Here is a 14,411-nt window from a genome sequence, read left to right as displayed (position 1 = left end):
AGCAAGAAGTTGAGATCAGGTGCATGACCTCAACCTTGGGTAGACAATGGCCCTGTGAACAGGTCCAAAGATGAGCCGGTCAAAAGGTCCATAACTACGAGCTCGGACTTCCTGCAGCTGGACATCGGCCATGTCCCTCGCGGTGGTCGTGCCGACTGGCTGGCCGAGCAACTGCGATCAGCCATCGCAGACGGTCGTCTCCAGGTGGGCAGCAGGTTGCCCGCGACCCGAGTCCTGGCCGAGGAGCTGCACATCTCGCGTGGAGTGGTGACCGAGGCCTACCGGCGCCTGGCGGAGGACGGCCAGATGGCCGGTCGGGGCCGCGCCGGCACGGTGGTCCTCGCCGCTCCCGCGGCCGGTGCGCGCCCCGGAACGCCGGCGAATGGCGGCGCCGGCGAAGCGACCTCCAGCTTCCCGGAGGAGCCCTTCAGCGGTCCCGTCCGTGACGGAGTCGTCGAGGAACTGCGTACGCACCCCTGCCGGATCGACCTCTCTCCCGGAGTGCCCGACCTCGCGGCGTTCCCGCGGGCGGCCTGGCTGCGCGCCGAGCGGTCCCTCCTTGCCACCCTGCCGTCCGAGGCCCTCGGGTACGCCGACGCGCAGGGCACCTTGGAGCTCCGACGAGCCGTTGCCGGCTGGCTGGCCCGGAACCGGGGGATCCGCGCGGAGCCCGCCGAGGTGTGCATCGTGGCAGGCGTCGCCCAGGGGCTCGCGCTCCTCGCCCAGGTGCTGCGCACGGAGAGCGTCCACTCGGTGGCGGTGGAGGACCCCGGGTCACTCGGTACCCGGCAACAACTGGAGCGCGGAGGTCTTGAGACGGTCGCGGTCCCCGTCGACGGGGCCGGGATCCGGGTGGACGCCCTTCGTGGCAGCGGGGCCCCGGCCGTACTGCTCACCCCGGCGCACCAGTTTCCGACCGGGGTCGTCCTCGACGGAGCGCGGCGCCGAGACCTGTTGGGATGGGCGGCCGGCGGGGGGCTGGTCATCGAGGACGACTACGACGCCGAGCACCGCTATGACCGGCCAGCGGTTCCCGCGTTGCGCTCGCTGCTGCCGGACGGGGTCTGCTACGCCGGAAGCGTATCCAAACTGCTGGCCCCGGCTCTGCGCATCGGATGGGTCCTGGCGCCGCGCCGGTACGCCCGGGCCCTGCTAAGCGCCAAGCGCTACGCCGATCTGGGCAACCCCGTGTTGGCACAACTCGTCCTGGCCCGTCTGATGGACTCCGGAGAGCTGGAGCGCCATCTGCGGTTGGTGCGCAAGAGGCACCAGCGGCGTCGTGACGCCATGTTGCGCGCGCTCGCGAGGCACCTGCCCGGTGCCACCGTCCACGGCGCTGCTGCCGGACTGCACCTGACGGTCACCTTCGCGACCTCCTTCGATGACACGGAACTCGCCGCTGCCGCCCTCAAGGACGGAGTGAAGGTCCATCCGTTGTCCTGGCACCGCCTCCACAAGGGTCCGCCGGGACTGGTCCTTGGCTATGCGGCCGGGAGCCCCGGCGAGATCGAGGAAGGCGTCGCCGCCCTCGGGTCCGCCTCGAACCGACTCAGCTGACCCGTCACTCGCCGGCGGCGCAGTAGCCATGGACGGCTCCGACCGGGAGGGCAGTTGGTGCGTCTGGGGCCGGGTTTTCCCCCGCACCGGCGACATCCGCCGGTCCGCCGGGGTGAATCGGTGGTGCCCGGCGCTTCCCAACCGGTCGAGGCAAGTTGAAGGGGACGTGAGTACATCGACGACAGGGCCGATACTGCCCGCCACGAGCACCCGCGTCCAAGGAGAGTCCGACATCGCACCTACCGGCATAGTCGTCCACTCCTACTCCACCGAAGGGGCCGCCCTCACCCTGCACCTGGCTGGCGAGATCGACCATTACAGCGGAGCGCCCGTGCGGAGCATGCTCCTCGCGGCTGCGGCCTACGGATACACCGAGCTGGTGCTGGACACCTCGCGTGTGTCGTTCTGTGATTCCGCGCTCCTTCGGATCGTCAGTGACTGGAGGCGAGGGGGGCGTTCCGTGCGTCTCGGACCCGATTCCCAAGCTGTGCGCCACCTGATGCGGATGGCACACCGTCTTGAGCGCGTCGCGCCGACGGTGCCCGCAAGGAGCATCTCGCACCGGCCGTTCACCAGCGCTGCCCAACGCAGTCCCTGACCGGGCGCTTGGCTGCCGGCACTCGGTAGGGCTCGGTGGCCCGCCCGCCGAGGCCCGAGCCAGGGCACCGCCGGCCGGGCGTCGGACGCCCAGCGGGCCCGGGTCCTCCCGCTCCGGGAGGACCCGGGAGCCCGGCACCGAAGCGGAGGGGGCGTCGGGAGCTCATCGGACCTGCCCCTGCACCCACCTCGGGACGCTCCGTGCCGACACTTCGGGGTGTGAAGGGCAGTTAAGACTCCGACCCGCTTTCGCACGCGATGGAGAAACCGTGACCCTCATCCCCAAGCCGACCGCCGCACCTTCGAAGCTGCCAGTGCCCGCGCCCCGCCCGTTGCCCACGGCCTGTGTCGAGGCATCCGCTGCGGACCGGGCGATTCAGGAGCTGAGTTTGAGCTTCGGCGGCTTTCGCTACGTCTGCCGTGTCGCCGGGGGCGGGGGCTGGACGAGCACGCCGCTGGTGATTCTCGGCGGCTCCTCCCAGGACCGGACGTCCTGGACCCGACACGAGCGATGGCTCACACCATCCTGCCCCGTGGTGACGGTGGACCTGCCCGGCTACGGGGAGGCGGACTTCCTGCCGGCCCGGTACGGCGTGGACTTCCTTGCTGCGGCACTGCGCCATCTGCTGGACCAGTTGGGCGTCCCCCAGGTCAACCTCGTCGGTGCCTGCTTCGGCGGTGCCGTCGGCCTGCGTTTCGCTCAGCACAACCCGCACCTGGTAGCCCGGCTGATGCTCGTCGGAATGACCACCGCCATCCCGGCCGACTACGCCGCGGCCATGGAGCGTTGGGACGTGATGATCCGTGCGGGGCAGACCCAGGACGTCGCCCGTGAACTGGCCGACCGTTTCATGTCCCCGCCCGGAACCGGCGTGGTGCGCAAGCACGCGGCGGTCTCCCGGCTGGTCTACCAGCAGATCGCCGGCCAGGACGCCGAACAGCAGCGCAAGTCCACTGAGCACAACACCCGTCTGATGCGCCACGAGTGGTACCGGCCCGGCCCGGCCCCCGCCGTGCCGAGCCTCGTGGTCACCGGTGAGCACGACACGCTGGCGACGCCGGCGATGGGCCGCGCCGTCGCCGAGGTCCTGCCTCAAGCACAGTTCCTGACCATCCGTGAGACGGACCACCTCGCCCCGGTGGAGCGCATCGCCGAGTTCGCTGACCTCGTCCTGCGCTTCACCACCGATCAGCCGCTGACCGGGCTCAACTACGCCACGGAGCCGGAGGAGTTCCGGGGCGCGCGACCAAGCTGCGCACGCTGATCGCAAGGCCCGGCGCCCGCTGCGGAGCCGGCGGGGCCGGGCCGCCACACGAGGGGGATGAGCTCAGCCGACGGGCCGGCCCTGGAGCGAATTGCGCAGGCTGTGAAGGCCCCTGCGCATGTGGCTCTTGACCGTTCCAAGGGGGAGTCCGGTGCGCTCGGCGATCTGTGGCTGGGTGAGGTCGCCGTAGAAGGCCAGGCACAACACCGTGCGCTGCGCCGGGGTCAGCCGCTGCATCTCCCGGGTCATCAGGACCCGGTCCAGGCTCTGCTCCGTGCCACTCGCGACGGGCTGCGCGTGGGCGCACAGGTACACCCGGGTCCTGCGGCTGCGGGCGGCCAGTGCATCGGCAACCTTGTGGCGGGTGATGCCCACCAGCCAGCCGGGGATGTCACCCCGGGAGCGGGAGAACCGGTCCCTGCCGCGCCAGGCGGCGAGGAAGACCTGCTGGGTGACGTCCTCCGCCTCGTGTCCGTCCCCCATGGCCGAACGGGCGACCCCGTACACCAGCGGGCGCCACTGACCGTACAGCGTTTCGATGGTCTCGTCAGTCGGGCGATGTGCTGCGGGTTCCAAGGGGCGTGTCCTCGGGTTCCTCGGGTCGGGGTACTTCCAAGCGCCCGTGGAACCGGGCGCTGCCTGGCACTTTGTCAGCGACACAGTGGAGGGCCCCCGTTCGCGCCGACAACACGCATCGTTTGTGCACCAGTTCACCGGCTGCCCCACCGTGGCGGCGGCGTCGACGGATCCGTGACCGCCTCGGCGCGAAGATGAGCCCGTGCTGCCAGCGGGTGGGCGGGTCGTGGAGCCGAAAGACCGAGCGCCGGCCCCACGGGGCCGGCGCTCGGTGCTCTGAGCAGGTACCCGGCGGCTACCGGTCGACGTCCTCACCGATCGGGTCGGCCAGGTCCGTGTCCAGTGCATCGAGGTGGCTGAGCACTTCGGCGTTGTCCAGCGCCCCGTCAAGGATGCCGGCATGGGCCGGGGGAGCCGGGCTGAGGGCGGCGACCACCACACCGGTTGCCAGGGACATGACCGCAAGGATGCTTCGCTTCTTCATGCCCTGTTCAACTGGCGGCACGAGCCGCGGACACGGGCAGGCTCCGCGGGAACTGTTGCGCGCCACGCGCCGCTTGCTCCCCTACGAAACCGTCGCCTCGCCGGGCACTGCCATCCGGGTGGAGCACACTCACCCCATCGGTGGAACCCTGTGGCCCGTCATATGCCTGGCTCCACTGGCCATGGCCGCTCTGTGCCACGTTGTCGGCGCCATCCCATCTTCGCCCGAGGAACGGAGCCGCAGTGCCTCGACGTCGCAGAACCGTCCTGATCGCAGCCATTTTGACCGCCCTCACCGTGAGCACCTCGTATGCCGCAACTGTCGGCGAGGGACCGCCCGCCCCCAAGACCGTGGAGCAGAGCGGAGTCGTACGCAGCGGTGACACGGGGCTTGGACGCGCAGAAGTGACGCTCTTCCAGGCGGGGGACCACACGGGCGCAGCCCCCCGGCGCCTGGCCACCACGCTCGCTGACGAACGCGGACGATTCCAGCTCCGCTACGTCCAGCCGGAGCAGGACGGAGCCGTGCTCTACCTGACAGCCGACGCCGGCAAGCGCTCCACCGTCCGTCCCGCCCGGCCCCACACGGGTAGCCCGGTCCGGCTCGCCGCCGTACTCAGCAAGTCCAAGGGGCGCTCGAAGGTCGTCGTCAACGAGCGCACGACCGTGGCGACCGCCTACGCCCTGGCCCAGTTCACCGAGAACGGCGCGATCTCCGGACCCAACCCCGGGCTGCACAACGCCGCCGCCATCTCACACAACCTGGCGCAGGTCACGAGCGGGAACGCAGCACCCTTCCTGGCCGCCCCGCCGAACGGTTCGCAGACCTCCACCCTGCGCACCTTCAACTCCCTGGCCGACATTCTGGCCGGCTGCGTCCACGGGCACACCTGCCCCGAACTGTTCCGGCTGGCCGCGCGCCCCGGACAGCCGGATCCCAAGGACACCTTCCAGGCGGCCGTGAACATCGCCCGCGCGCCGGGACCCCGCGCGGCCGAGATCTTCACGCTCCAAGGCGAGCACCCGCTCTACCAGCCCGCCCTTTCGGCGGCCCCGGACGCCTGGACGCTCGCCCTGCGCTACGTGGGGAACGGGCAAGAGCTCGACGGCCCCGGCAACATCGCATTCGACGCCAAGGGCTACGCCTGGGTGGTCAACAACTACGAGTTCAGCCCCGACCCGCTGCAGTCCGTCTGCGGCGGGCGCGAGCTGCTGCGGTTCACTCCCACCGGACAGGACGCCAAGGGTGCTCCCTACCACGGCGGTGGCCTGTACGGGGCCGGCTTCGGCGTCTCTGTCGACCCCAAGGGCCGCGTGTGGGCGGCGAACTTCGGATTCCAGGGCCGAGGGTGCCCGCTGGACGCGAGCTTGCTCTATCGCAGCGTCTCCCAGTTCAGTGGCTCCGGACGACCTCTTTCACCTCCCACCGGCTGGCAGGTCGGCGGCATCGTCCAACCCCAGGGAACCGCCTCCGACCGGGAGGGCACGATCTGGATCGCGAACTGCGGTGGCCGCAGCGTGACGCGGATCCCGCACGGCAACCCGGCGCGCGCCCAGGAGATCACCCCGGCGGGGGACTCCCTGGTCAAGCCGTTCGGGGTGACCACCGACCCACTGGGGCGCGCCTGGGCGACCGGCAACGGCAGCGACACCGTGGTCATGATGGAGCCGGACGGCACACCCGCTCGGACCATCACCGGCGGCGGAATCAAACGCCCGATGGGGATCGCTTCGGACAGCATGGGCAACCAGTGGGTCGCCAACGGCGGTGTGGTCGTAGCCCCCTGCGAAGGAACCACCCGCGAGGAGCTGATCGAGGCGATCACCGATGTGGTCGAGGGGGAGACTGGGGCATCCGTGACGATGATCCGCCCCGACGGCAGCAAGGCTGAGACCCCCTTCACCAACGGCGGCCTCTTCTTGCCCTGGGGCGTTGCAGTCGACGGTGACGACAACGTCTGGGTCGCGAACTTCGGCGGCAACCGCGTGGCGCAACTGTGCGGCGCCCGGCTCTCCGCCTGCCCGCCTGGCCACCAGACGGGACAGCCGATCTCCCCGGCCGACACCGGCTACACCAGTGACGGCCTGGAGCGGAACACCGCCGTCCAGGTCGACCCCTCCGGCAACGTGTGGCTGGCCAACAACTGGCGCACCGTGCCCGTGCAGACCAACCCCGGAGGCCGCGAACTGGTCGTCTTCGTCGGCCTTGCCGCGCCCGTCCGCACCCCGCTGGTCGGTGCCCCGCGACGTCCCTGACACCGCTCGGAACCCGGTGGGGGCGGCCGGTCGCTGGCTCGCCCCCACCCCCGGGGTCTCTCACCAGGCGGAATCCACGTCCAGATCCGGCGGTCCCAAGCCGAACAGCGGCAGCCCGGCCGAGGCCTGCGAGGTGAGCGACTGCTCGGCCCAGATGACCTTGCCCTGAGCGGTGTAGCGAGTCCCCCAACGCTGGGTGAGCTGCGCCACGAGAAAGAGGCCCCGGCCGCCCTCGTCGGTGGTCGCGGCGTAACGCAGATGCGGAGAGGTGCTGCTGCTGTCGGACACCTCGCAGGTCAGCACGCGGTCGTGGAGCAGCCGCACCCGGATCGGCTCGCGGCCGTACCGGATCGCGTTGGTGATCAGTTCGCTCAGGATGAGCTCGGTGGTGAACACCAGGTCGTCCAGACTCCAGGAGGCGAGCTGGGCGGAGGCCGCGGCGCGGAGGTCGGCGACAGCAGCCGGATCGGCCGGAACATCCCACTGCGCGATCGCGTCCGCCGGCAGGCGCCGGGTCCGGGCCACCAGCAGTGCGATGTCGTCACTTTGTTGGGCGGCCGGAAGTACCTTCAGGATGTCGATGCAGGTCTGTTCCGGACCGTGGTCGGGCTGGCCCAACGCGCTGCGCAGCCGGTCGAGACCAGTGTCGACGTCCAGGCCGCGGGTCTCGACGAGCCCGTCGGTGAACAGGACCAACCGGCTTCCCTCGGGCACGACCAGCTCCGTGGCCTCGAAAGGCATCCCGCCGAGTCCCAGTGGCAGACCGGCCGGAACCTCGGGGAACTCCACGGTCCCGTCGGGATGTACCAGTGCCGGCGGCGGATGCCCGGCTCTGGCCAGGGAGCAGCGGCCCGACGCCGGATCGTAGATCGCGTACAGGCACGTGGCACCGGTGATGGAGTCCGTGTCCGCTTCGCCCTCACCGCTGGCCACCGCGCTCTGGTCGATCCGCGCCGCCAGTTCGTCGAGGTGCCCGAGGAGTTCGTCGGGCGGCAGGTCCAGGGTGGAGAAGTTGTGTACCGCGGTCCGTAGCCGGCCCATGGTCGCTGCTGCGTGGAGTCCGTGCCCCACGACGTCGCCCACCACCAGAGCCACCCGGGCTCCCGGGAGCCCGATGACGTCGAACCAGTCCCCACCCACCCCCGCGTGAGCTGGTAGGTAGCGGTAGGCGACCTCCACCGCCGAGTGCTCGGGAAGGCCCCGGGGGAGCAGGCTGCGTTGCAGGGTCAGTGCCATGGTGTGTTCGCGGGTGAAGCGCCGGGCGTTGTCGATGGAGACGGCGGCGCGCACCGCGAGTTCTTCGGCGAAGGAGGGGTCCTCCGGACCGAAGGCCGCACGGTTTCCGGACCGCCAGAAGTTGGCCATGCCCAGGACCACGCCGCGGGCCTGTAGGGGGACGGCGATCAGGGAGTGGATGCCGAACGCGAGGGCCTCCCGCGCCCCCTCGGGGTCCTGTGCCCGCCACCCCGCTGCGGCGTGCAGGTCCGCTTCGAGGACGGCGTGACCGGATCGCAGAGCTGCGGCCATCGGGGTGGTGGGCTCCGCGAAACTGATCAGATCGCCCACGGGTTGCAGCGGCCGTTCGGAGCTGATCCCGCTCAGCGCGGTGCGGCGCATCACCTCGTGGGAGCCGGACGGTTCCTCTCCCCTGAGGACGGGGTCCAACAGCTCCACGGTGACGAAGTCGGCGAAACGTGGGACGGCGACCTCGGAGAGTTCCTCGGAGGTACGCACCACATCCAAGGTGGTTCCGATGCGCCCCCCGGCGTCGTAGAGCAGCCTCAGCCGGTCACGCGCCACTTCGGCACGCCCGGAGAGCGCAGCGAGTTCGGTGGTGTCCCGCAGTGTCATCACGCTGCCGGAGACTCCCCCGTACGCCTTGGTCCGTCGTACGTTGATGGCCAGGAGACGGTCTCCCGTCGGGTGGACCTCGTCGGTGGCGGTGCGCCCGGAGGCGAGCAGCGCGGCGATGCCCGGGGCGAGCCCGAGGGTGGAGATCGGTCGCCGTTCGGCGTCCGTCGGCAGTTCCAGCAGCCGGCGGGCCTCGTCGTTGGCGAGGAGCAGCCGCTGGTCGCTGTCGACGATCAGCACCCCTTCGCGCACGGCGTGCAACACCGCGTCGTGGTGCTCGTTGATCCGTGCGATCTCGGCGGCGCCCAGACCGCGGGTCTGGCGCCGCAGTCGTCGGCTGATCAGCGCGGTGCCTCCGGTGGCCAGCAGCAGCGCGAGTACGGCGGCGCTCAACAGAACGGAGAGCTGGCCGCGCACCACGTCGCCGACGTTCTGCACCGTGATCCCGGAGGCCACCAGGCCGACGACCGAGCCGTCGTCGGCTCTGACGGGGGCCACGGCTCTTACCGCGTTACCGGGCTGGCCGTGGAAGACCTCGGTGAACGGCGTGCCGGCCGCCGCGCGTGAGACTCCGGACGCCCGCTGGCCTATCAGGTCGGGCTGTGAGTCGGCGTAGCGCACGCCCTGCCGGTCCATGACGGCGATGAAGTCCACGTCCGCGGCCCGCGCTGCGGCTGCGGCGCGGGGCTGGAGGGCCGCCGTGGGATCCGGGGCGTGCAGCGCGGCCACCGTGCCGGGTGCGTTGGCGAAGGCCGCGGCGGCGGCAAGGGAACGGTTTCGGGCGTCGTCCTCGCTGTCGTGGCGGGCTTGGAAGAAGAGTGCGGTCGCCGCCGCCACGACCAGGAACAGCACGATCACGGCTTGGTAGGTGAACACCTGGCCGGCCACGCTGCGGGGCCCCAGCCGCTCACGGGCTGGGAGATCGGCTTGTGGGACAGGTCGAGGCCGTCGACTGAAACGTCCGCCCATGAGCCATTTCTAACATCATCGAAGGAATTGGGGGCTGGCGGGACGGAGGTCGCGTTCGTGCCCGCGCGAAGGTGTGTGCGCCGTGGCACAGGGGGGCGCTGAAGCCCCGAGCGGGCGCATACTGGGGGCAATGACAAAGTCAGCGGTACCTCGGCGCCATCTGCCCTCCAGCCCCTTCAAGGCTCCCGCCACTCCGCCTCCCAGGCATTTTGAGCTGGGTGACCGGATCACGCACGACGAGCACGGCCTCGGCCGGGTCATCGGCGTGGAAGAGGGGATCGCAGTGCTGGTCGACTTCGGGCAGATGCAAAAACGCATCACGAGTCCTTACTCCAAGATGACGGTTCTCTGAACCGTCCCCACTGTTTCCACGTCCCCGATACCGAAAGACCAACTCTCATCGACACCACTTCGTTGTTCTCCGCTCCAGAACCGGTGCGGCAACACACCCGCACGGGGGCGCAGCGCCCCTCGATCTCGGACATCTTCGTCGCGCCTGATTTCGAGGACGTACGCGAAGGCGCCGGGACCCCTTCTGCGGACCCCTTGCCTCCCGCGGTGTAGTGGCACGGCTGGGCAGCCTCACTGCCCAGCCAGGTGTGAGGTCCCGAGCTGCGGGATGGGGGCGCCGGACCGCGCGCCGGTGGCCGCCGGCTCCACGCACAAGGGGTTGGGTAGCGGTCGGTACCGTGATTCGGCGCCGTCAGCGCCCGTCCAGCGCAACAGCAGGTTGGTCTTACCCGGGATCGTGGGGGCACGGAGCATCGCCGAGATCTCGGCCAGCCCCCGCTCGGCGTCGTAGCGCAGGAACTCGTCACGGGCGGCGGGCCACAGCGCAGGGGCCACCTCGGGATGGTGCTCGGCCAGCGTCGCTGCGATCTCGCTCAGATGGTTGACCACCAAGCAGTACACCAGACGTTCCCAGGCTGCCTCCCGACCGGTCTCAGCCACCTGTTTCACCCCCTCCGCGTCCCGGAACAGGGCTTGCACGGGTGTGCCGGTCGAGTCCACCGCGATCACGGTGTTCTGGAGGTGGGCCTCAAGGACCAGTCCGTGGCGGGCGAAGACCTCAAGAACAGGCGGAACGACCTGTCGTAGATAGGCCGACCACCAGCGAATCGGGTCGGTGGTCCGCCGCGCGGGACCGTCATCGAATCCCTGTGCGAGGGAGGCGGCCAGGAGCGGCTGCGCCCTCGGTAGCAGATGCTGGTGAAGACCCTCCCGCACCAGTACCGCCAACTCCTCGAAGGCGAAGGACGCCGTGCGGTATCCGGAGTCACAGAGCCAGGCCGCGGACGACCCCGCCGTACGCACCGCGACGAAGGCCGTCTCGACGGCGGCGTCGGTGTGGCGCAGCCGCACCAGGTCGTGCCGCCAAAGCCGCCGTACGTCATTGGTGATCCGTACATCCAAGCTGAACTTCAAGAAGAGGTCGGACTCGGTGTCCGGCAGGTAGAGCGTGCGCACGGAAGCCGTCGGCCAGACGGGGCGTCGGGTAGGGCCGAGCCTGAGCAGGCGGCCGTCCGCGAAGGCTCGGCGAATGTCCGTACAGCGCCCCACCAGATCCAGTTGCCAGGGATGCGCCGGGAGCAAGCGGTAGCCGGCGGGCGGGGTCGGCCCTTGGAGTACCTGATCGAGTCGGTCCAGTGTCCGTACTGACCCCGGTCCGCCTTCCTCTGCCACGAGATCGGCACGGACACCGAGGAAGACCAGCGGGAAGCGCGCGTGCACCTCGGGTGCATACGGAAGCCAGCCCCCCGCTGGCAGCCCGCTGCGGGCCTTGGGCGCCGGATGCGCGGGGTGGCCCATCACGAGTGACTGTTCGGAGCACAGGTAGGGGTCGCCTGGAGGTTGTGCGCCGGAGCGAGCGGTGAGTACCGCGGCGATGGCGTCCCGGCTGTCGATCATCTCGCCGAGCACCTCGTCATTGGACACCCCCGTGAACAAGCGGAGCTCCTCCGCCGTGAGCTTGATGAGCTCGCTGTGGTTGAGCCTTTGCCAACCGTCCTCGGTGCCAAGGCGAGGTTCGGCTGGCCGGCGTCCCCCGCTCACCCGCAACAGCCGCCCGCTGCCGCGCAGCCGGTGCACGCCGGCGGACCCGGTGGGCTCGGCCGCTTCCCGCAGGAGGCAGTTGAGCAGGGGAGCGATGGCATAGGCGTCGGCGGTCCGGGCAACACCGGGCTCGTGGTGAGCGGAAGGAGTGTTCACAGGGTCCTTCGGTCCATGCGGATGAGAAGCGGGCCGTCCCTGGCCCGCTGATCATCATGCCCTTTCTGTGTCCACCCCTATGCCGCCAACGGGGCGGGACCGCCCGTTGTGGCGGGGACCCGAGCCCCGCGGGGCTTCGGCCGTGATGCGCCGGAGTTCCCGGTGCGGAGGGGTGTTTACCGTTCGAGGCGCCGACGCTGCGGGCTCCACCTCAAGCCCGATGGGGACAGCCCTTAGAGTGGGGCTGAACTCCCACTCCACCGGAGGAGCCAGCTCGTGGTCCGTCCTCGGGGCGCCCTCACCGGCGGTCCCTCTTCCCCCGCCGAGCAGGGTGTCGCCACCGAGCTGTCGCTCGCCTCGCCCGGGCTTGTCGGCGCCTACGCGCAAGCGCTTCCCCTGGCCAGAGCAGCGGTGCTCTCCCGGCTCTGGCGTGCGCTCGTCCTCGAACCGCTGCCCTGGGTACGGCGGCGGACACGGAGCAGCGAGGGCGTGACCGTCTGGCTCACCGACGGGCGCCGCCTGCACGGCCCGAGGTCCGACCCGTACGACACCGCCCCCGGTGTGCGTACCGTGGAGCTGGAGGGCGCCGCCCATAGGCAGGCCGCCCAACTGGTGCGTGCCATGGGGGTGCCGCACGGCGCTGGATTCGCAGCCGAACTCGACCACAGCACTGCTTCCCTGGCGCTCTCCCTCGCCGGTCAACGCCAACTCGACGCGAAGACACGGGTGGTACCGGAGAGCAGTTGGCAGTGGGAGCAACGGGTGGTCGAAGGCCACCCCTACCACCCCAACTGCCGCTCCCGGCCGGGGTTCACGGCGGCTGACCAACTCGCCTACGCTCCTGAGCACCGACCTCTGGTGAACCTGGACCTGGTTGCCGTGCCGCGTGAGGACGTCCTGTTGAGGGGAGCGTGGCCGGCCCGCCTCCAAGGCGTGGAAAGCATCCTGGTCCCCGTTCACCCGTGGCAGGCGGAGCACGTGTTGCCGTCAGCCCTACCCAGGCTCCCCGGGTTCGCCGCCCATCCACTGATGTCCCTGCGCACCCTTGCCCCCGTCGACGGGGCCCTGGAGGGCGCACTGCACGTCAAGACGGCCCTGAGCACCCGGTTGACCTCCTCGGTCCGTGACATCTCGGTGTACTCGGTCGACGTTGCCGCCTCCGTCTCGGCCTTCGCCGAGGCGCTATGTACCCGGCTCGATGGACGCCTGCACATCACGGCGACCATCGGGGCGGCCACGGCCCACAGTCCCGATCTGGCGGCGGTCCTGCGAGAACCCCCCGAGAGGTACCTCCGTCCCGAGGCAGACGAACGGCTCGTACCGGTGGCTGCCCTCGCGGGTACCGAGTGGGCGAACTGCGACCGCTGGCGTGCGGAGTTCGCCCGCCTTGCCGTCAGCGTCTGTTTGCGCGTGCTCGATCTGGGTGTCGCGCTGGAGGCGCACGGTCAGAACCTCCTGCTCATCACCAATGGGGCAGGGGCTCCATTGCGCCTGGTCTACCGCGATCTGGCAGACATCAGGATCAGTCCTGCGCGGCTTGCCCGCCACGGCATCGCGGCTCCAACCATCGCTGGCCGGCTGGTCACTGATGACGAGGGCGTGCTGCGGCGCAAACTCTTCGGTTCGCTGCTCACCGGCGCTCTGGGCGCGGTGTGCGGGAGCAGTCGGGCTCTGGCTGCGGCGCTTTCGGCGGCGGTGGACGATCTGCCGCGGACCTCTGACACACGTGCGCTCATGACGGAGCCGCTGCCCACCAAGGCGCTCACGCTGATGCGGTTGTACCCCGACGACCAGGGTGACCGCTGGGCGAGCCTTCCCAACCCCCTCCGGTGAGTTGACCCGTAGAGGTGACCTGGGGCCTGGGTCACCGGCTATTGCGGGACGGTCCTCTGCGTCAGGAACGGATTCCCTGACGAGACCTGTAGGTCGAAGAGGGTTGCCTACGTCACACCGGAGGGCCGCATCGGCCGTCCTTCGCCGAATACCGGACAGGGCGGTTGGAGTCCCTCTCTGGCCTGGGAGCGCTCCCTCAAAATGAGAGCGCTCCCAAATGGCTTGGTTGACCGGCGCCTGTTCAAGACGCCGGGCGGGCGGCGGGTACGGAGCCGAGGCCTGTTCTCGACGGCCCGCGGTGCCTGCCGTTGGCAGATACACGCTCTCGACAGCATGTGACCGGGGCAGTTGACTGGGCCCAGCTTCGCGGCGAATCGACCGCTAGAAGGCTTAGTTCCAGCTATGAGGGAGTTTTCATGCGCACAGCCAAAATGACCCTGGCGCTGACCGCGGGTGCCCTGGCCGCTACGGCCGCGCTGACCACGCCGGCGACCGCTGCCGAGCGGCCGAACCCCAAGCCGGTGAAGTTCTGTACGTACATCGTGGACACGGGCCAGGGAGGCTGCTTCCGCACCGAAGCCCAGGCGAAGGCGCTGGGCGGGGCGGCGGAGTACAAGGATCTCGGCAGGATCTGGAGTGATATCAATTCCGGTGGTAGCCAGTTCACTTTCCGGGGCAGTGAGCTCTTTCCAACCTGCGGCAGGAGCTTGGCGGTTGGGCTGACAGCGTGGTGAAGCCCCTGGTAGATGGGTTTTCGACCAAGAGAACCGTCTCCACCAGAGGCTTCGCATGCTTGTCTACCCGTCGGGTGTCGAC

11 protein-coding genes are annotated in these 14,411 nt (G+C 70.0%); 7 read left to right on the top strand and 4 right to left on the bottom strand.

The features are described from left to right. Nucleotides 1-54: 54 nt before the first annotated feature. The 3 genes from ACFYMC_RS21295 (at nt 55) to ACFYMC_RS21285 (ending at nt 3,419) form a co-directional block, all read left to right on the top strand. A complete protein-coding gene (locus ACFYMC_RS21295; protein WP_388527569.1) occupies nt 55-1,557 on the top strand; it encodes a PLP-dependent aminotransferase family protein in 1,503 nt (500 codons plus the stop codon). Nucleotides 1,558-1,723: 166 nt separating this feature from the next. Then, nucleotides 1,724-2,155, top strand: coding sequence for an STAS domain-containing protein (locus tag ACFYMC_RS21290; RefSeq protein WP_388527566.1), 432 nt, complete (start codon nt 1,724-1,726; stop codon nt 2,153-2,155). Nucleotides 2,156-2,423: 268 nt separating this feature from the next. Continuing rightward, nucleotides 2,424-3,419, top strand: a complete 996-nt coding sequence (locus ACFYMC_RS21285) for an alpha/beta fold hydrolase (protein WP_388527563.1) — start codon at nt 2,424-2,426, stop codon at nt 3,417-3,419. Between the two features lie 63 nt (nt 3,420-3,482). Here the strand turns inward: ACFYMC_RS21285 and ACFYMC_RS21280 are convergent, their stop codons facing one another. Next, nucleotides 3,483-3,995, bottom strand: a complete 513-nt coding sequence (locus ACFYMC_RS21280) for an RNA polymerase sigma factor (protein ID WP_388527560.1) — start codon at nt 3,993-3,995, stop codon at nt 3,483-3,485. Nucleotides 3,996-4,290: 295 nt separating this feature from the next. Beyond that, nucleotides 4,291-4,452 carry a hypothetical protein gene (locus ACFYMC_RS21275; protein ID WP_388527557.1) on the bottom strand — a complete coding sequence of 54 codons (162 nt, stop codon included), beginning with the start codon at nt 4,450-4,452 and terminating at the stop codon, nt 4,291-4,293. A gap of 269 nt (nt 4,453-4,721) precedes the next feature. Here ACFYMC_RS21275 and ACFYMC_RS21270 point away from each other — a divergent pair, with 269 nt between their 5' ends. Continuing rightward, on the top strand, nt 4,722-6,734 hold the full coding sequence (locus ACFYMC_RS21270) for a hypothetical protein (protein WP_388527554.1): 2,013 nt from the start codon (nt 4,722-4,724) through the stop codon (nt 6,732-6,734). A gap of 60 nt (nt 6,735-6,794) precedes the next feature. Here the strand turns inward: ACFYMC_RS21270 and ACFYMC_RS21265 are convergent, their stop codons facing one another. Beyond that, on the bottom strand, nt 6,795-9,554 hold the full coding sequence (locus tag ACFYMC_RS21265) for a SpoIIE family protein phosphatase (protein WP_388527551.1): 2,760 nt from the start codon (nt 9,552-9,554) through the stop codon (nt 6,795-6,797). A gap of 130 nt (nt 9,555-9,684) precedes the next feature. Between ACFYMC_RS21265 and ACFYMC_RS21260 the strand changes: the two genes are divergently transcribed. Further along, entirely contained in the window at nt 9,685-9,906 is a 222-nt protein-coding gene (locus ACFYMC_RS21260) for a hypothetical protein (protein ID WP_388527548.1), read from the top strand. Nucleotides 9,907-10,136: 230 nt separating this feature from the next. On the opposite strand, the gene ACFYMC_RS21255 is transcribed toward ACFYMC_RS21260, so the two are convergent. Beyond that, nucleotides 10,137-11,762, bottom strand: coding sequence for an IucA/IucC family protein (locus tag ACFYMC_RS21255; protein ID WP_388527546.1), 1,626 nt, complete (start codon nt 11,760-11,762; stop codon nt 10,137-10,139). A 276-nt stretch (nt 11,763-12,038) separates the two neighbouring features. Between ACFYMC_RS21255 and ACFYMC_RS21250 the strand changes: the two genes are divergently transcribed. Both ACFYMC_RS21250 and ACFYMC_RS21245 read left to right on the top strand, forming a co-directional pair. Continuing rightward, nucleotides 12,039-13,595: an IucA/IucC family protein gene (locus ACFYMC_RS21250; RefSeq protein WP_388527543.1), complete on the top strand. Its 1,557-nt coding sequence runs from the start codon at nt 12,039-12,041 to the stop codon at nt 13,593-13,595. A gap of 416 nt (nt 13,596-14,011) precedes the next feature. Next, entirely contained in the window at nt 14,012-14,329 is a 318-nt protein-coding gene (locus tag ACFYMC_RS21245) for a hypothetical protein (protein WP_388527540.1), read from the top strand. Nucleotides 14,330-14,411: the final 82 nt, after the last annotated feature.

This window comes from Streptomyces sp. NPDC006879 (genome assembly GCF_042869595.1).
Lineage (GTDB): Bacteria > Actinomycetota > Actinomycetes > Streptomycetales > Streptomycetaceae > Streptomyces.
The sequence above is the reverse complement of the archived record's forward strand: the minus strand, read 5'-3'. Positions and strand labels throughout refer to the sequence as shown.